Below are 17232 nucleotides of genomic sequence, written 5' to 3'. Positions count from 1 at the left end.
CCGGATGGACGTACTCAGCGACGCGATCGCCGCGATGCGGCTCGGGCGGCCGCACTCGGCGCTCCGGGACAAGTTCGCCCCGTGGGGCAGCCGGTTCGACGCCTATGACGGCGCCGGGTTCCATGTGCTGCTGCGCGGCTCGGCGTGGCTGCTGCCGGAGGCGGACGAGGAGCGGGCCGTGGCGCTCGGCCCCGGTGACGTGGTGTTCCTCGCGCACGGGCGCGGGCACACGGTGGTGAGCGAACTGGGCGCGGAGGTCGAGGAGTTCAGGCTCGAACCGGACGGCAGCTGGCCCGCGCCCGCGCCCCGGCCGCGCGTCGGCCCGACGCCCGACACGGTGATGCTGTGCGGCGCGTACCTCCTGGACCGGGCGCGGGCGCATCCGCTGCTGGACGAGTTGCCGGACGTGGTGCATCTGCCGGCGCACGTGGGCGCGCACCGGTCGCTGCGGGCGGCGGTCGAACTGCTCGGCGAGGAGCTGGACGGGCCGCGCCCCGGTTCGGACACGATCGTCTCGGCGCTCCTCGACACGCTGTTGCTGTACATCCTGCGGGCCTGGTGGCTGGGCCGGGACGACGCGGGTGCGCACGCCTCCGGCTGGTCGGCGGCGCTCACCGAGCCGCCGCTGGCCGCCGCGTTGCGGGCGATGCACGCGGATCCGGCACACCCGTGGACGGTGGCGGAGCTCGCGGGTCTGGGCGGTCTGTCGCGGGCGGCGTTCGCGCGGCGGTTCGGCGCGGAGGTGGGCATGCCGCCGCTGGCGTATCTGACGTGGTGGCGGATGACGGTGGCGGGGCGGCAGCTGCGCGAGGAGGACGTGCCGCTGCGCGTGGTGGCCGAACGGGCGGGCTACGCCTCGGAGTTCGCGTTCGCCAAGGCGTTCAAGCGGGAGTTCGGGGTGGCTCCGGGCCGGTACCGGAGGGCTTCTTGACCGCACGGAGACCTCGTGCTGCGCCTCGCGCCCCGTGGTGATCAGACGGCGGCGCCCGACAGCACCTCGACGCGGGCGCCGGAGGCACGGTTCCGGGCCGCGCGGTGCCGTTCGGGCAGCTCGGTGACGAAGTGCTCGCTCGACCTGGTGGAGCGCGCCGCGGCGGGCTTCGAGGAGCGGGCCGAGCGCGAGCACCGGGGAGGCGGGGCGGTAGCGCGGGGCGACCGCGTCCGCGCCGAGCCGAGCACCGGCCGGGCCGCGCTCGACGAGCGCGTCGAGGGCGCTGTCGACCTCGTCGCGGGTCAACGGGCGGTCAGGGACGCCGGTTCGCTGTCGGACCGGTCGGCGAGGAGCCGGTGGACGGCGTCCTCCTCGGGGCCGAGCCCGAGCAGCGTGAGCAGCGACACGTCCGCCGCCCCCGGGCTCGGGGACGGCGGACGAGACGTGCGGGCAGGGCTCAGGCCTTGCTCAGGTTGGCCCAGAACTCGTCGAAGGACAGCAGCTTGTCGCCGTTGGCGTCCTGGCGGGCGATGAGGACCTCGGCCACCGACTCCGTGACGTTGAAGTCGCCCATCTGCGCCATGGCGCTCTTGTACTCGGCCGCCGTGATGAAGCCGTCACCGTCCGCGTCGAACCGCTCGAACGCCTTGCGTGCTTCCTCGATGTCCGCCACCGGGACCACCCCTCGTTTACGTACTGCTGTGTTGACGAAGGTCAGATTATCCGGCCGTCCGGCACCGCAGTGCAGCGAGTACCCAGGCGAACTCCGCCTCGTGCCGGGGCAGCGTCTCCAGGCCGCGGACGCGGGAGACCAGATCACGGAACCGGGCCACGTCCTCGTTGGCGGCCGCCTCCATCCGCTCCAGGACCTCGCCCAGGTCAGCGGTGCCCACCAGGCCGCGCAGGATCTCGCCCGCCTCCGGCGACTCGGGGGCGACGCCGCGCTTGCGGGCCTCGCCGGCCAGGTGCACCAGGCGGCTCATGAACCACAGCGAGCTGCCGGGCGTCACGTCGGGGCCGCGGTCCGCCGCGTTGAACTCGATCATGCCGCGCATATGGGCCCTGAAGTCCGGGTCCTGCATCAGCTCGGCCAGTTCGACCCAGGCGTCGACCTGCTCGGATGTCGGGTCGTCCGGCAGATCGGGGACCATGACCCGCATCCGGTTGCGGATGTCGGGGTCGGCGGCGTCGAGACCGCCGAAGGTCTGCTCCATGAAGTCGTCGATGATGTGCTTGCGTTCGCCGGCGCTCAGTCGTGCCAGTTTGTTCATCAGGGCCATCTCCTCGGTGCTCGAACCACGTTTCGCGACGGTCGACAGGACAGCCCGGCTCAGCCGCAGCGAACGGATCTGCGCGTCGAGCGCCGCCACGTGGGCGGCGGCGACGGCGGCGATGTCCGCGTCCCCGGCCAGCACCGTGCGTACGTCGTCGAGGCCGAGGCCGAGCTCCCGCAGCGTGCGGATCAGTTCGAGACGGGCCACGGACGCGGCGTCGTACAGTCGGTAGCCGCCGTCGCTGCGGGTCACGGGGTGCAGGACGCCCTCGTCGGACCAGAAGCGGATGGTGCGCACCGTGAGACCGGTGCGGCGGGCCAACTGGCCGATCGTGAGCAGCCGCGTGCTGTCGTCGATCATGTCGAGGAGTCTGGGCCTTCCAGTGGGTGGAGACTCAAGTGAGGAGTACGGGGATGAGTCTGCGGGACATTCTGGACGCGGCGGCGAAGGGCGTCTTCCCGGCGCCGGACGGCACGACGACGGTCGTCGCGCAGCCGTCCGCGCGGGACGCGGGGGTGCTGGCGTTCACGGCGCACAGCGTGGTGTTCACGGACGAGTCCGAGGAGTGGGTGCGCGAGACGCTGGCCGCGGTGGACTGCGACGCGTTCGCGGCGACGATGAACGCCCGGTTCCTGGCCGCGTTCATGGACCGTACCGGGCGGGCCCACGACACGATCGACCTGCTGACGGTGGCCGCGGCGCTGCCCGGTGAGCCGCCGCTGGCGCTGCGCGAGATCCGCGACCGCGAGCACCCCCGGGTGACCCGGGCGCTGGATCACCGTGACGACGTACGGGTGTGGGAGGCGGCGGGGGACGCCGGGGGCGTGCTGGTGCTGGGGCGCGGGGTCGCCGGGCGCTGGGAGGCGGCGATCGAGGTGGACGAGGCCGGGCGCCACCGGGGCTCGGGCGGCAACTGGCGGTGGCCGCCCGGCACTTGGTCCCGGAGGAGTTCGTGTGGTCGCAGCAGTCGCCGGGCAACGCGCGCAGCGTGCGGGTGTTCCAGGCGGCGGGGTACCGCCCGGTCGGCTCCGAGGCGCTGATGCTGCGCCACGCCCAGGGCCCCGTCTAGCGGAAGATCCCGGTGTGGCCGAGGGAGTAGCGGCCCGGCTGCGGGTAGACCGCGAGGCCGTGCGGCCCCGAGCCGACCGGGATCCGGGCCACCTGGGCGCCCGTACGGGTGTCGATGGCGTACACCTCGGCGTCGTAACGGCCGGACAGCCAGAGGGTGTTGCCGTCCGCGGAGACGCCGCCCATGTCGGGGCTGCCGCCCTGCGGGAGCTTCCACTTCTTCGTGAGCCTGTCCTGCGCGAAGTCGAAGACGGAGACGGTGCCCTCGCCCCGGTTGGAGACGTACATCTCCTTCGAGTCGCGGCTGACGTACAGGCCGTGGGTGCCCTTGCCGGTGGGCAGCAGGGTCGGCTTGGAGAAGGTGTCGCCGTCCAGGACCCACATGCCGTCGGCCATCATGTCGGCGACGTAGAACTTCTTGCCGTCGGGCGACATCTTCACGTCCTGCGGCATCGCGCCGTCGAAGGGCAGCCTCTGCTGCCCGATGACCTTCATCTTCGCCGTGTCGACCTTGAGCAGTTCGCCGCTGAACTCGCAGCTGACGATGAAGTAGCGGCCGTCGAGGGAGAAGTCGGCGTGGTTGACGCCGTAGCAGCTGACGGGTTCGGTGTGCTTGATCTTCATGGTGTGCGGGTCGCGGAAGACCAGTTCGCGGTCGAGCGAGGCCATGACGACGGCGTTCTTGCCGTCGGGCGTGAAGTAGAGGTTGTACGGGTCGTGCACGTCGACCGGCTTGCCCGCCTCGCCGGTCCTCGGGTCGATGGGGGTGAGCGTGTTCCCGCGGTTGTTGTTGACCCACAGCGTCTTCATGTCCCAGGAGGGGACGACGTGCTGCGGCTGCCGGCCGACCTTGATCGTCTCGATGATCTCGAACGTCTTGGGGTCGATGACGGAGACCGTGTCGGACTCGGTGTTGGGGACGTAGACCCGCGACGGGAAGTCCTTGACGACCGGGGAGAGCTTGTTCGGCCGGTCGGCGGCGTACACGTCCTTCGGGTTGAGGACGGGCGGCATGCCGGGCAGCCCGTTCACGGTCTGCTTCGGCACGGCGGGCTTGACCGGCTTGACGGCGCCCTGGCTGCCTCGGTCGGCGGCGTTCTCGGTGCCGCAGCCGGTGAGCGCGGCGAGGACGGCGGTGGCGGCGGCGAGCAGGGCGCCGGTGCGGCGGGTGAGTTTCATGAGAGCAGCTCCGTGCAGGTCACGGCGGACAGGCCGCGGCGGTCGAGGTGGTCCAGGAGGGCGGGCAGCGCGGCGACGGTGTCCTGGTAGCCGAAGTGCAGGCTGACGACGGAGCCGGGGCGCACGGCCGAGGCGACGGTGTCGACGACGGCGCTCGCGCCCGGCGAGGTGAAGTCCAGCGAGTCCACGTCGTACGAGAGGACGTGCGGGTAACCGGCCCGCTGGGCGAGGCGGGCGACGAGCGGGGACGCGCTCTGGGCGCGCGAGGGCCGGAACCAGGTGCCGATGGAGCCGGTGAGCCGGCGGATGCGCTGGGCGCAGCCGGTGATCTCGGCGGACGCCTCGGCCTCGGACATGGCGTTGATGTCGCGGTGGTGCAGGGTGTGGTTGCCGAGGTCGTGGCCGCCGTCGAGGACGCGCCGGGCGACGGCCGGGTGTTCGTCGAGCCAGGTGCCGACGGCGAGCACGGTGACGTGGGCGTGGGCCCGCTCGGCCTCCTTCAGGAGTGCGTACGCGATGGCGGGGTCGCCCTGCCCGTGGAACGTGAGGGCGACGCGCGGGGCGGTGCGCGGGCCGTGGTCGATCTGGGCGGGCTGTCCGGGGAAGCGGTGCGGTCCGGGGGCGGCGCGTGCGGGGCGGGCGGAGCGGGCCGGGGAGGCCGTGGGGGCGGGCGTCGGGGTCCGTTCGGCGGAGGCGCAGCCGGTGGCGAGTGCGGCGGTGAGGCCGGCGGTGAGGCCGGCTCCGACGCGCAGGGCCGAGCGGCGTCGCAGCGGTTCTGCCTTGGTCACCCGCCCCATTTAAGGGGGATGTCAGACAAAAGCCGCTTACCGACCCGAGGGCCTTAACGAATACTGAACACCCTCTGCATTTCTCCTTCATTTACTAGGCCCGTGGGCCACATCACCAAGGATTCATTTGGACCTCGCCGACACCTTCTGTCATGATCGGTGCCACGACCCCCATTGACCCGGGCCAGGTCGTCAGCAGACGCCGTGGACTACACCCCCACTGTCCACGGCGCACCACACGAAAGCCCCCGCGGCGCCGTACGACGGCGAGAACGGGGGCTTTCGTGCGTGGTCCACCAGTACGGGACTCAGCGGTCGGCGACCCGCATCTCGAACCAGGTCGTCTTGCCGCGCGGCAGCAGGTCCACGCCCCAGCGGTCGGAGAGCTTGTCGACGAGGAAGAGGCCGCGGCCCGATATGTCGAACGGCTGCACCGGCATCAGACAGGGCAGTCCGCGCGAGGGATCGCGCACCTCGACCCGGACCCAGCCGCGGCGGCGCAGCATGCGCAGGCCGAAGACGCGGGCGCCGGTGTGCCGCACGGCGTTGCCGACGAGTTCGGAGACGAGCAGGACGGCGTCCTCGGTCATCTTCGGGGAGAGCCCCCAGTGCCGCAGGACGACGACCTGGGCGAGGCGGCGAGCGGTCGCCGCCGACTCGGGGCGCGACGGGAGCCGCACCTCCGCCTCGGTCGGATTTCCGAACAACTCCAGTGCCCTCAGGGCGTGTTCGTCCTCGACCGCGGGAGACCAGCGCGCGGCGGTCGCACCGCCGTGCCGCCGTGGTTGTTCGACACCCTCAAGCCCCGCCATGCCCTCCATGATGGCTGCCCGGAGCGGATCGCGGGGCCGTTCCGGCTGAATAAGCCCCCCGGAACGCCTCATTCCGGGGGGCGGTTTTGTCATATGCCGGAGGCAGATAGGGCGCCTTCGCGCCCCATCTGACCTGCGACGACATCATGTGCACGACCCAACATTGATCGCCGCGGACGAGAATCGCTTAAGGTTCTCTTAAGGCGGGGATAATGCGCCCCAACGAGGGACGTGATCAACTCGGCTCGCCTGTACGGGAGTTGACGCCCCCCGCTGAGGGTACGTCAGGCGAACTTCGCCTTGCCCGGACCTTCCTCCACGAAGCTACGCATACCGGTCTCCCGGTCCTGGGTCGCGAACAGTCCCGCGAACCAGGTGCGTTCGAGGGCGAGCCCGGTCTCCAGGTCGGTCTCCAGACCCGCGTCGATCGACTCCTTCGCGGCGCGCAGGGCGATCGCCGGACCCTGGGCGAGCCGGGCCGCGTAGGCGTGCGCGGTGTCGAAGACCTCGTCCGCCGGGACGACGCGGTCGACCAGGCCGATGGCCAGGGCCTCGTCGGCCTTCACCTGGCGGCCCGTGAAGATCAGGTCCTTGGCCCTGGACGGGCCGACGAGGCGGGACAGACGCTGGGTGCCGCCGGCGCCCGGGATGAGGCCGAGCAGGATCTCCGGCTGGCCCAGCTTGGCGTTCTCGCCCGCGATCCGGTAGTCGGCGCAGAGCGCCAGCTCGCAGCCGCCGCCCAGCGCGTAGCCGGTGATCGCGGCGACGACAGGCTTGGGGATGCGGGCCACGGCGGTGAACGAGTCCTGGAGCGCGCGGGACCGCACGACCATGGCCGCGTGGTCCATGGCCTGCATCTCCTTGATGTCCGCGCCGGCCGCGAACACCTTCTCGCTGCCACGGACGACCACGGCCCGGATGTCGTCCCGGGCCGTGGCCTCCTCGGCGAGTTCCTTGATGCGGTCCTGGGTCGCGACGTCCAGGGCGTTCATCGGGGGGCGGTCGAGGCGGAGGGTTCCGACGCCGTCGGCTACTTCGAGGTGAACGGTCATGCCCCGCAGGTTAGCGTCCGTTCACCGGGGCCCATCAGGCCCCTGCCGCCCTCGACCTGTGCTGCTACTTCTTCCAGTCCGCCCACGACATGTTCCAGCCGTTGAACCCGTTGTCCGGGGCCACCGTCTTGTCGTGTGAGTTCTTGACGACGACCACGTCGCCGATCATCGACTGGTTGAAGAACCACGCCGCCGGGACCTGGCCGTCGTAGCCGCCGCGGACGTCGCGCAGGCCCACACAGCCGTGGCTGGCGTTGTAGTTGCCGAAGGCGTCGCCGCCCCAGTAGTTGCCGTGGATGAACGTGCCGGAGTTGGTCAGGCGCATGGCGTGCGGGACGTCCTTGATGTCGTACTCGCCGCCGTAGCCGACCGTCTCGCCGTTCATCCGGGTCACCTTGAGCTTCTCGCTGATGACCATCTGGCCGTTCCAGGTGTCGTAGCCGGGCTTGCCGGTCGTCACGGGGATCTTCTTGATGACCTTGCCGTCCCGCTCGACCGTCATCCGCTTCTTCTTCACGTCGACCGTGGAGACCTGGCTGCGGCCGATCGTGAACTTCACGGTGCGGACCTGCTTGCCGTAGACGCCGGGGCGGCCCTCGACGCCGTCGAGGTTCAGCTTGACGGTGACCTCGGTGCCCGCGGCCCAGTACTCCTCGGGCCGGAAGTCGATCCGGTCGTTGCCGAACCAGTGGCCCTCCACCGGGACGGACGGCTCGGTCGTGACCGTGATGGCCTTCTCGACGTCGTCGGGGTGCGTGATACCGCGGGTGAAGCGGACCGAGAACGGCATGCCGACGCCGACCTTCGAGCCGTCCTCCGGCGTGAACGTACCGATGAAGGTGTTCTTCGGGGTGAGCGTGGTGAAGGACGTGTCCTTGGCCGACTCGCGACCGTCCTTGTCCTTCGCCACCGCGTGGATCTTGTACGTGGTGGACGCGGCCAGGTGCTGCGACGGCGTCCAGCTCGCGCCGTCCCCGGCGATCTTCCCGTCGACCGCCCTGCCCTTGGCGTCGGCCACCTCGACCTCGGTCAACTTGCCCTTGGACGCGGTGACTTTGAGAGCTCCGCTGGTCGCGACGTCGTCCGCGCCGTTCTTCGGCGCGACGGTGACGACGGCCGCCGACGGCTTGTTCGCCTCCGCCGCGCTCGACGCCTTGCCGGAATCGCCCTTGCCGTCGTCTCCCGCGTCCGAACCGCCCCCGCCACCGCACGCGGTGACCAGCAGCAGTGCCGCCCCCAGCAGAGCCGCCGATATGGGTCGTCGCCCGTTCAAGATGTTCTTCTCCCCTCGCCAGGCCCCGGTCCAGGGCCCGCACCCCTGCGCGTCAGCGCGCGCACTGCGAAAGATAACCACACGACCTGGGAAAACGGATCCCCGCTTATGTCACCGTTCCGTCCCAACGCCCTGGCCACACCCCCCTCTCCGCGTGCGCGGCCCGCCGGCTAGCCCGCGGCGCCGGCCGTCCACTCCTTCCATCCCATGTTCCAGCCGCCGAGCCCGTTGTCAGGAGCCACTTTCTTGTCAGCGCTGTTCTTCACCTCGACGACATCGCCGATCAGCGTGCGGTCGAAGAACCAGCCGGCGGGGGTCTGCGAACTGCCGCCCTTCACATCACGCAGGCCGACACAGCCGTGGCTGACGTTGGAGCTGCCGAAGACGCCGCCCGACCAGTAGTTGCCGTGCAGGAACGTGCCGGAGTCGGTGAGCCGGATCGCGTGCGGCACGTCCGGGATGTCGTACTCGCCGCCGAAGCCGACGGTGCGGCTGTTCATGCGGGTGACCTCGAGCAGCTCGGAGACGACCATCTTCCCGTTGTACGTGGTCGAGCGCGGCGCCCCCGCCGTGATCGGCAGGGTGTCGACGAGCTCGCCGTCCCTGCGGACCTCCATGGTGTGCGACGCGGCGTCGACGAGACTGACCTGGCTGCGGCCCACGGTGAACGTGAACGACTTGTACTGGAGGCCGTAGACGCCGGGCGCCGCCTCCACGTCGCGCAGCTTCAGGTCCACGGTGACCTTGGTGCCGGGCTTCCAGTACTCCTTGGGCCGGAAGTCGAGTCGGGTGTTCCCGAACCAGTGCGGGGCGACCTCGACGGCGGGCTTCGCGGTGACCCGTACGGCCTTCTCGACCGCGGCGCGGTTCTCGATCTCCCGGTTGAACTCCAGCTTCACGATCATGCCGGTGCCGACCGTGGAACGGTTCTCCGGCGTCACGTAGCCGATGAAACGCTCGTCGGGGACGAACGTGGTGAAGGTGGTGTGCCGGGCCATGCGGCGGCCCGCGTCGTCCACGGCGACCGCGTCGACGACGTACTTCGCGGCGAGCGCGAGCCGCTCGCCGTCGGGCCCGCTCGGCCGCCAGCGGCTGCCGTCCTGGTCGAGCCGGCCGGGGACCTTCTCCTCCTGCGCGTCCTGGATCCTGACGACCTTCACCGACTCCAACCGGCCCTCGGGCACCTTGACTTGAAGCCCGCCGTCCGTCTTCACGTCCTTGCTCGCGTCGTCCGGGGTGACCCGGATCAGGTCCTCCGGCGAGCGCGGCTTGCCGAACACCTCGCCCGAGTCGCATCCGGCGAGCCCGCCGACCAGTCCTGCCCATGTCAGTACGGCGGCCAGTGTCGCCCCTGCGCGCCTCGCGCGCCTCACAGCTGTTCTCACGCCAGGCCAACGACGCTCCCCCCGCCGGGGAAACGTGAGTGCGAGCCACGCTCTGGGCAGAACAGTGGGGAGGAGTACGCGTGGGGAGCCGCGGCCGGGACGCCGCACGCCCAGTTGACGAGCAGTCGTGGAGCCGCGGGAGGCTGGCAGGTGTCGAGCGCACCCGAGCAGGAGGCAGTGCAGACCGGCACGTCAGGGGGCGTGCCGGCCCGCACGGGGCAGGGCAACGGCCGGGCGGCGGCGACCGCCGCGTCGGCACGGGACCGGGAACGGGAACGGGAACGCACTCCCCCGGTCGGGCCGGTGTGGCCCGGCGCGCCGATGCCACTGGGTGCCCGCTTCCGGGTCGGCCCGGACGGCGTCGCGGGCACCAACTTCGCCCTGTGGGCCGGGGGCGCGCAGTCGGTCGAGCTGTGCCTGTTCGACGAGGAGGACCGTGAACGGCGCACCCCGCTGGCCGAGTTGACGCACGAGATCTGGCACGGCTTCGTGCCGGGCGTCCTGCCCGGACAGCGGTACGGGTTCCGGGTGCACGGCCGCTGGGACCCGTGGACCGGCGCCCGCTGGAACCCGGCGAAGCTGCTCCTCGACCCGTACGCGCGCGCCGTCGACGGCGAGTTCCGGCTGCCGCCGGAGGTCTACGGCCACGTACGGGACTGGCCCGAGCAGCACGTGGCGGACACGGTGCGCGACGGCCGGGACTCGGCCCCGTACGTCCCGAAGGGCGTCGTGGTCCACGACGACGCGCCGGACGACGAGTGGGCGGACGACCGCAGGCCGAAGACACCGTGGGCGGACTCCGTCATCTACGAACTGCACGTACGCGGCTTCACCCGCCAACACCCGGGCATACCCGAGGAGTTGCGCGGCACATACGCGGGCCTGGCGCATCCGGCAGCGATCGAGCACCTGGTGAAACTGGGCGTGACGGCGGTGGAGCTGCTGCCCGTGCACCAGTTCGCGCACGAGGACCATCTGCTGCGCCGCGGCCTGAAGAACTACTGGGGCTACAACTCCATCGGCTACTTCGCCCCGCACGCGGCGTACGCGGCGTCGGGCACCGCCGGCCAGCAGGTCGGCGAGTTCAAGCGGATGGTGCGGGCCCTGCACGACGCGGGCATCGAGGTCATCCTCGACGTGGTCTACAACCACACGGCGGAGGCCGGCGAGCTGGGCCCGATGCTGTCGCTCAAGGGCATCGACAACCGCGGCTACTACCGGCTCGCGGACGATCCACGCAGGTACGCCGACTACACGGGCTGCGGCAACACCCTGCACGTGGTGCAGCCGCACGTACTCCGGCTCATCACGGATTCGCTCAGGTACTGGGTCACCGAGATGGGCGTCGACGGCTTCCGCTTCGACCTCGCCGCCGCCCTGGCCCGCTCGATGCACGACGTCGACATGCTGTCGCCGTTCCTCGCGGTCATCGCGCAGGACCCGGTGCTGCGCCGCGTGAAACTCATCGCGGAACCGTGGGACGTCGGCTCCGGGGGCTACCAGGTGGGCGCGTTCCCCCCGCTGTGGACGGAGTGGAACGACCGGTACAGGAACGCGGTCCGGGACTTCTGGCGGGGCGCGCTCCCGGACGTACGGGACCTGGGATACCGGCTTTCGGGGTCGAGTGACCTGTACGCGTGGGGCGGCCGCCGCCCCTACGCCTCCGTCAACTTCATCACCGCGCACGACGGATTCACCCTGCGCGACCTGGTCAGTTACGAACGCAAGCACAACGAGGCGAACGGCGAGGGCAACCGCGACGGCTCCAACGACAACCGGTCCTGGAACTGCGGCGTCGAGGGCGAGACGCCGGACGAGGGCGTTCTCGCCCTGCGCAGGCGGCAGTTGAGGAACCTGCTCACGACCCTCCTGCTGTCGACCGGCGTCCCGATGCTGGTCGCGGGCGACGAGTTCGGGCGCACGCAGCGCGGCAGCAACAACGCCTACTGCCAGGACAACGAGATCAGCTGGGTCGACTGGGGGCTCCTCGACGACCCGGGCTGGCGGGCCCTGTTCGACCTCACCTCCCGTCTGATCGCCCTGCGTCACGCGCACCCCGTGCTGCGCCGCCGCGCGTTCTTCTCGGGCCGCGCGCACTCGGCGGACGGCCTGCGCGACCTGGCCTGGTTCACGTCACGCGGTACGGAGATGACGGAGCGGGACTGGTACGCGCCGGCGGCGACGCTCGGCATGTACCTCTCGGGCCGGGACATTCCCGGCCGGGACGCCCTCGGCGCCCCCATCGAGGACGACAGCTTCCTGGCGGTGCTGCATGCCGGGGACCGGGCGGAGAGTTTCGTGCTGCCGGGCGATCCGTGGGCACGGTCGTACGAGGTGGTCGTGGACACGGCCGACGAGGAGCAGTCCGGCGCGCCCGGGATCGTCCATCGGGCGGGAACGGTGATGACGGTGGGCGCGCGGTCGGTGGTGCTGCTGCGGGTGAGCGAGTAGGGGCGGGGGCACTGCGCGCCCGGCCCCTGCCCACCCTCGGACGATCAAGGCCGGGGCTCACCCCGGTACGTGCCGAACGACCAGTGGTTGCCCTCCGGATCCGTGAGGGCGAACTCGCGGCTGCCGTACGGCTGGTCCTCGATCTCGCGGAAGATCTTGACGCCGGCGTCGACGAGACGCGCGTACAGCTCGTCGACGCGGTCCGTGACGACGTAGCAGCCGAACGTGCCCGGCTTCTGGCACCACTTCTGCGGCGGGGCGTCCGGGTCGTGGGAGCCGAGCATCACGCCGCCGCCCTCGGGCCAGTCGAGCTGGGCGTGGGCGACGCGGTCGCCGTCCTCGTAGACGGCCGTGCGCAGGAAGCCGACCGTGCCGACGAGGAAGTCGATCAGGGCCGGGGCGTCGGTGGCCTGGAGGGTCGGCCAGACCAGGGGTTCGCGGGGGTTCTGTGGGGTGTTCATGGGGTCGATTCTTCGCCGTTGTGGTGGCCCCCGGCTTGGATGTTCCGGCACTCCTCGGCGAGCCACGCGGTGGGGCTCAGGCCCGTGTACCGGTGGAACGCGCGGACCAGGTGGGAGTGGTCGCAGTAGCCGTGGTCGGCCGCCACCCGGGACAGGTCCGGCGGCGCGTGACCCGCGACCGCCCTGACGACCGCCTCCTTCGCGTACTGGAAGCGCATCAGGCGGGCCGCCTGTCCTGGGCTCAGGCCGGTCTCGGCGCGGAACAGGGTCGTCAGGCGGCGCTCGCTGAGGGATACGTGTGCGGCGAGGCCCGGCAGGGAGCCCGTGCCGCGGTGCCGGGCGAGCCAGGTCCACGCCTCGGCGACCTCGGGGCGCACCCCGGCGAACGGGTCGGTCGCGCCCAGATAGGCCGACAGGAGCCTGAAGCGGTCCCGCCAGTCGCTCAACTCCTCCACCTGGTCGCGGACTCGGGCGGCCTGCCGGCCCAGTACGGCCGTTCCGTCGGTGACCACGCACCCGGCGAGTTCCGCCGCCGGAACCCCGAGCAGAGCCCGCGCCGCCAGGGGGTGCACGGCGAGCTGGATGCCGCTCTCGTGCTCGGGCTGCCGGATGAACGCGGGGTCCTGGTGCAGGCCGCCGACGACGATGTCGGTACGGATCGCGTCGGGGCCGGTGGCCTGCTCGGGGGTGGTGCCGCTGACCACGGGCCCGTCGAGGGAGAAGATCACCGTGAGGTACGGGGACGGCAGGCCGCGATGGAGCGCGGGGCGCTGCCCCCGGGTGCGGTAGCCGACGGCCGAGACGATCGCGCCGCCGGGGCGCGGGGTGGCCCGGACGAATTCCAGTGAGCCCGTGCTCATGCCTCCAGTATGCGGACGGGCCGCGCGAACCCGCTAGCCGAGAATCCCGCGGTCGTACGCCACCGCGACCGCCGCCGCGCGGTCCTTCACGCCCAACTTGCCGTAGATGTGCGTGAGATGCGTCTTCACCGTCGCCTCGCTGATGAACAGCTCGCGGGCGATCTCCTTGTTGGAGGTGCCGCGCGCGACCAGGACGAGGACCTCGCGCTCGCGGGCGGAGAGCGTCTCGTCGGCGGGGGCCGCGGGCGTGCGTACCGCGGTGACCAGGCGGGACGCGACCGCCGGTGACAGGACCGTGCGCCCTTGCGCCGCGGCTCGTACCGCCGTGAAGAGTTCCTCGCGCGGGGCGTCCTTCAGGAGGTAGCCCGTCGCGCCCGCCTCGATCGCAGGGAGCGTGTCGGAGTCCGTGTCGTACGTGGTGAGGACCAGGACGCGGGCGCGGGCGCCGCGGCGGGTCAGTTCCTTGATGGCGTCGACCCCGCCGCCGCCCGGCATGCGCAGGTCCATCAGGACGACGTCCGGATCGAGTTCGGCGGCGCGGGTGACGCCCTCCACCCCGTTCGCCGCCTCGCCGAGGACCGTGAAGCCGGGGGCCGATTCGAACATGCCGCGCAGGCCGTCGCGGACCACCGGGTGGTCGTCGACGATGAGGAGGGTGATCACTGGGTCAGCCATGGCGCACCAACGGTACGCGAGCCGAGATCGCCGTGCCGCCGCCCGGCTCTGACTCGACGGTGACGTCTCCCGCGAGGCGTTCGGCGCGGGCCCGCATGCCGTCGAGGCCGAAGCCGCCGGAGCCCGTACGGGCGGGCAGGGTGAGGGGGTCGAAGCCGCGGCCGTCGTCGCGCACGTCGAGGGTGACCTCGCCCGCCATGAAGGACAGGGTGACGCCGAGGCGGGTGGCGTGGGCGTGTCGGGCCGCGTTCGAGAGGGCCTCCTCGGTGATGCGCAGGAGGGTCGCCTCGATCTCGTCGTGGAGGGGTTCGGCGGTGCCGGTGAGGGTGAAGTCGGCGCGGACGCCGGTGCGGGCCGCCCAGTCGTGCACCGTCTTCTTGAGCGCCTCGGGGAGCGTGGAGCCGTCGAGGGCGGCGGGTGACAGGTTGTGCACGGAGCGGCGGGCCTCGCCGAGGCTGTGGCGGGCCAGGTCGGAGGCGCGGTCGAGGTGTTCGTGGGCGACGGCGAGGGTGGGGGCGTTCTTGACGACCTGGAGCTGCGCGATGATCCCGGTCAGGCCCTGGGCGATGGTGTCGTGGATCTCGGCGGCGAGTCGGCGGCGCTCGTCGGCGATGCCCGCTTCCCGTGCCTGGACGAGGAGTTGGGCGTGCAGGGCGGCGTTCTCGTCGAGGGCGGCCTGGAGCGCGGTGTTCGTCTCCTCCAGTTCGCCGATGGTGCGGGCCTGGACGCGGGCGCGCTCCTGCTCCTTCTCCTGGAGCTGCCCGGTGACCACCACGAAGATCATGTTGGCGACGAGCAGCCCGCCGAACACGGCCCAGCCGAGCGAGTCGCCCGGCGGCAGGCCGCCCGCCTGGGAACCGGCCACGATGACGGCCGAGGCGAGCAGGCCGAGCCGTTGCAGTCCGCGCGGCAGCAGCCGGTCGGCGTCGAAGTAGCCGACGGCCGCGAAGAACGCGTAGAACGGGTTGACCAGGGCGAGGACGAAGGCGCACGACCAGCGCACCCAGTAGAAGACGGCGCTCACCGAGGTCGGCCCCGACCGGGTGCGCTCCCGGTGGCCCCACCACAGCTGGAGGACGAGGGCGCCGCCGGTCAGGCAGCAGAGGACCCACCAGTCGAGCCGGTCCATGCCGATCAGGTCGGCGGTGGCCGCGGACAGCACGAAGCTGACGACGAGCAGGACGTAGGCGCCGTAACGGTGGACGACGCGCCACGGATCGTCCGCGAAGGCCGCCGTCTCGTCGGGCGCGGATCCGGTACCGGTGGTCATGCCCTCAGTCTGCCGCGCCGCGCTCCCGCTCATCGGCTCACTCCCAGCGGAACCAGCGCGCGGCCGCGCCGGTCAGGACGACGGCCCACAGGGCGAGGACACCCAGGTGCGACCAGGCCGGCCAGTCCCCCGCCATCGCCTGGTTCATGGCCTGCGCGGCGGCGCCGAACGGGGTCAGCTCCACGACGTGGGCCAGTGCGTCCGGCATCGCCTGCACGGGCACCCACACGCCCGCGCAGAACATCGCGGGGAAGAAGACGATCGAGCCGATCGCGTTGGAGATCTTCGTCGTACGGGCCCTGGAGGCGATCAGCGCGCCGAGGGCGAGGGCGCACACCACGGACAGGAGCAGGGCGAGCAGGTAGCCGGGGATCTGCCGCGGCAGCGCCACGTCGAAGGCGAGCCGGCCGACGGCGAGGCAGAGCGCGACGGAGACCACGATCGCGGCTCCGTGGATGCCCATCTGGGCGCTGAGCAGCGCGGACGGCCGGACCGGTGTGGTCGACATGCGGCGCAGGACGCCCCGCTCGCGGTACCCGGTGATGATCGGCGGCATCGACTGAATGCCGCCCGCGATCATCGCGAGCAGCACGGTGACGGGCACGTAGGCGTCGACCAGGCGGATGCCGCCGAGCCCGTCGTCGGCCTCCCGGAAGGAGGGGATCGAGCCGAGGATCACCAGCAGGCCGACGGGGAACAACAGGATGCCGATCAGGCTGCCGGCCTCGCGCCGGAAGAGCGTGAACTCGGCGGTGAGGACCGCCTTGTGGGCGGTGCGCGCGTGCACGGTGGCGGTGCTCATGACTGGCCGACTCCCGTCAGGTCGAGGAACGCGTCGTCCAACGTGGCGTCGGAGACCCGGAGTTGGTGGGCGGTCACGCGGTGGCGGGCGAGCAGTGTCAGGACGGCGTTGACGGTCTCGTCGTCACCGGTGAGCGTCACCCGGCCCTCGCGGTGCTCGGTGGAGGCGAGGCCGGGCAGCGCGGCGAGTTCCCGCTCGTCCAGCGGCGCGGACGGTGTGAAGGAGATGACGGTGGCGCCCGCCGCCTGCCGGATCAGTCCGGCGGGGGTGTCGAGCGCGGCGACCCGGCCCTGGTCGATGACGGCGATGCGGTCGCAGAGCCGCTGCGCCTCCTCCATGAAGTGCGTGACGAGGAGGACGGTGACGCCGCTGTCCCGCACGTCCTCGATCAGCGCCCAGGTGTCGCGGCGGGAGCGCGGGTCGAGGCCGGTGGTCAGCTCGTCGAGCACGACGACGCGCGGGTTGCCGACGAGGGCGAGCGCGATGAACAGGCGCTGTTTCTGGCCGCCGCTCAGTTTGCCGAAGCGGGTCGTGAGCTTGTCGGTCAGGCGCAGGCGCTCGGCGAGCGGGCGCCAGTCCAGGGGGTCCGGGTAGATCGCCGAGTACAGCTCCAGGGCCTCCCGCACCGTGAGCTTCGGCTGGATCTCGCTCTCCTGGAGCTGGGCGCCGAGGAGGCGGGTCACGGCGGCGTGGTCGCGGACGGGGTCGAGCCCGGCGACCCGGATGCGCCCCGCGTCGGGGGTGCGCAGCCCTTCCACGCACTCCACGGTGGTGGTCTTGCCGGCCCCGTTGGGACCGAGGATCCCGAAGATCTCACCCTCGGCGACGGTGAAGGAGACCCCGTCGACGACGGCCCGGCCCGCGTACGACTTGCGCAGCCCGGCGACCTCGATGAGCGGTGCGGTGGTGGTGGTCATGGATCCAGCCTCGCCGCCGGCGCCCGCCGGGACA

General features: G+C 71.7%; 16 protein-coding genes and 1 pseudogene. 3 read left to right on the top strand and 14 right to left on the bottom strand.

Translation table 11 applies throughout. The features are described 5' to 3' along the window. Positions 1-4 precede the first annotated feature (4 nt). Positions 5-931: an AraC family transcriptional regulator gene (locus tag V2W30_RS27740; protein ID WP_338700745.1), complete on the top strand. Its 927-nt coding sequence runs from the start codon at positions 5-7 to the stop codon at positions 929-931. A gap of 457 nt (positions 932-1388) precedes the next feature. On the opposite strand, the gene V2W30_RS27735 is transcribed toward V2W30_RS27740, so the two are convergent. Both V2W30_RS27735 and V2W30_RS27730 read right to left on the bottom strand, forming a co-directional pair. After that, entirely contained in the window at positions 1389-1604 is a 216-nt protein-coding gene (locus V2W30_RS27735; protein ID WP_338700743.1) for an EF-hand domain-containing protein, read from the bottom strand. A 46-nt stretch (positions 1605-1650) separates the two neighbouring features. Continuing rightward, the gene (locus V2W30_RS27730; protein ID WP_338700741.1) at positions 1651-2565 is read right to left on the bottom strand and encodes a MerR family transcriptional regulator; all 915 of its coding nucleotides are present in this window, start codon (positions 2563-2565) and stop codon (positions 1651-1653) included. Positions 2566-2618: 53 nt separating this feature from the next. Between V2W30_RS27730 and V2W30_RS27725 the strand changes: the two are divergent. Beyond that, positions 2619-3274, top strand: a pseudogene (locus V2W30_RS27725) (GNAT family N-acetyltransferase). Here V2W30_RS27725 and V2W30_RS27720 read toward each other — a convergent pair. The 6 genes from V2W30_RS27720 to V2W30_RS27695 all read right to left on the bottom strand — a co-directional run bounded on the left by V2W30_RS27720 (position 3271) and on the right by V2W30_RS27695 (position 9762). Continuing rightward, the gene (locus V2W30_RS27720) at positions 3271-4452 is read right to left on the bottom strand and encodes a YncE family protein (protein WP_338700738.1); all 1182 of its coding nucleotides are present in this window, start codon (positions 4450-4452) and stop codon (positions 3271-3273) included. The pseudogene V2W30_RS27725 and the gene V2W30_RS27720 sit on opposite strands and share 4 nt — an antisense overlap. Then, positions 4449-5249 (bottom strand): polysaccharide deacetylase family protein, encoded by an 801-nt coding sequence (locus V2W30_RS27715; RefSeq protein WP_338700736.1) that lies wholly within the window; start codon positions 5247-5249, stop codon positions 4449-4451. The genes V2W30_RS27720 and V2W30_RS27715 overlap by 4 nt, the downstream gene beginning before the upstream one ends. Positions 5250-5548: 299 nt before the next feature. Further along, positions 5549-6052 carry an ATP-binding protein gene (locus V2W30_RS27710; protein ID WP_338700735.1) on the bottom strand — a complete coding sequence of 168 codons (504 nt, stop codon included), beginning with the start codon at positions 6050-6052 and terminating at the stop codon, positions 5549-5551. Between the two features lie 284 nt (positions 6053-6336). After that, positions 6337-7104 (bottom strand): enoyl-CoA hydratase/isomerase family protein, encoded by a 768-nt coding sequence (locus tag V2W30_RS27705; protein ID WP_338700734.1) that lies wholly within the window; start codon positions 7102-7104, stop codon positions 6337-6339. Between the two features lie 64 nt (positions 7105-7168). Next, positions 7169-8377: a L,D-transpeptidase gene (locus V2W30_RS27700; protein WP_338700733.1), complete on the bottom strand. Its 1209-nt coding sequence runs from the start codon at positions 8375-8377 to the stop codon at positions 7169-7171. Positions 8378-8547: 170 nt separating this feature from the next. Beyond that, positions 8548-9762 (bottom strand): L,D-transpeptidase, encoded by a 1215-nt coding sequence (locus V2W30_RS27695; RefSeq protein WP_338700731.1) that lies wholly within the window; start codon positions 9760-9762, stop codon positions 8548-8550. A 150-nt stretch (positions 9763-9912) separates the two neighbouring features. Here V2W30_RS27695 and glgX point away from each other — a divergent pair, with 150 nt between their 5' ends. Beyond that, on the top strand, positions 9913-12213 hold the full coding sequence (gene glgX / locus V2W30_RS27690; RefSeq protein ID WP_338700730.1) for a glycogen debranching protein GlgX: 2301 nt from the start codon (positions 9913-9915) through the stop codon (positions 12211-12213). A gap of 44 nt (positions 12214-12257) precedes the next feature. Here the strand turns inward: glgX and V2W30_RS27685 are convergent, their stop codons facing one another. The 6 genes from V2W30_RS27685 to V2W30_RS27660 are packed head-to-tail and all read right to left on the bottom strand — an operon-like array spanning position 12258 to position 17198. Further along, entirely contained in the window at positions 12258-12674 is a 417-nt protein-coding gene (locus V2W30_RS27685; protein WP_338700728.1) for a VOC family protein, read from the bottom strand. Next, on the bottom strand, positions 12671-13534 hold the full coding sequence (locus V2W30_RS27680) for a helix-turn-helix domain-containing protein (protein ID WP_338700726.1): 864 nt from the start codon (positions 13532-13534) through the stop codon (positions 12671-12673). The genes V2W30_RS27685 and V2W30_RS27680 overlap by 4 nt, the downstream gene beginning before the upstream one ends. A 33-nt stretch (positions 13535-13567) precedes the next feature. Continuing rightward, positions 13568-14209, bottom strand: a complete 642-nt coding sequence (locus V2W30_RS27675) for a response regulator transcription factor (RefSeq protein WP_338700724.1) — start codon at positions 14207-14209, stop codon at positions 13568-13570. Continuing rightward, positions 14202-15479, bottom strand: a complete 1278-nt coding sequence (locus V2W30_RS27670; RefSeq protein WP_338700722.1) for a sensor histidine kinase — start codon at positions 15477-15479, stop codon at positions 14202-14204. The genes V2W30_RS27675 and V2W30_RS27670 overlap by 8 nt, the downstream gene beginning before the upstream one ends. Positions 15480-15516: 37 nt before the next feature. Then, on the bottom strand, positions 15517-16281 hold the full coding sequence (locus V2W30_RS27665) for an ABC transporter permease (RefSeq protein WP_338700720.1): 765 nt from the start codon (positions 16279-16281) through the stop codon (positions 15517-15519). Beyond that, positions 16278-17198 carry an ABC transporter ATP-binding protein gene (locus V2W30_RS27660; protein ID WP_338700718.1) on the bottom strand — a complete coding sequence of 307 codons (921 nt, stop codon included), beginning with the start codon at positions 17196-17198 and terminating at the stop codon, positions 16278-16280. Before V2W30_RS27660 ends, V2W30_RS27665 begins: the two co-directional genes overlap by 4 nt. Positions 17199-17232: the final 34 nt, after the last annotated feature.

Origin of the sequence: Streptomyces sp. Q6 (assembly GCF_036967205.1) — a bacterium.
GTDB classification, from domain to species: Bacteria; Actinomycetota; Actinomycetes; order Streptomycetales; family Streptomycetaceae; genus Streptomyces; species Streptomyces citrinus.
The sequence above is the reverse complement of the archived record's forward strand: the minus strand, read 5'-3'. Positions and strand labels throughout refer to the sequence as shown.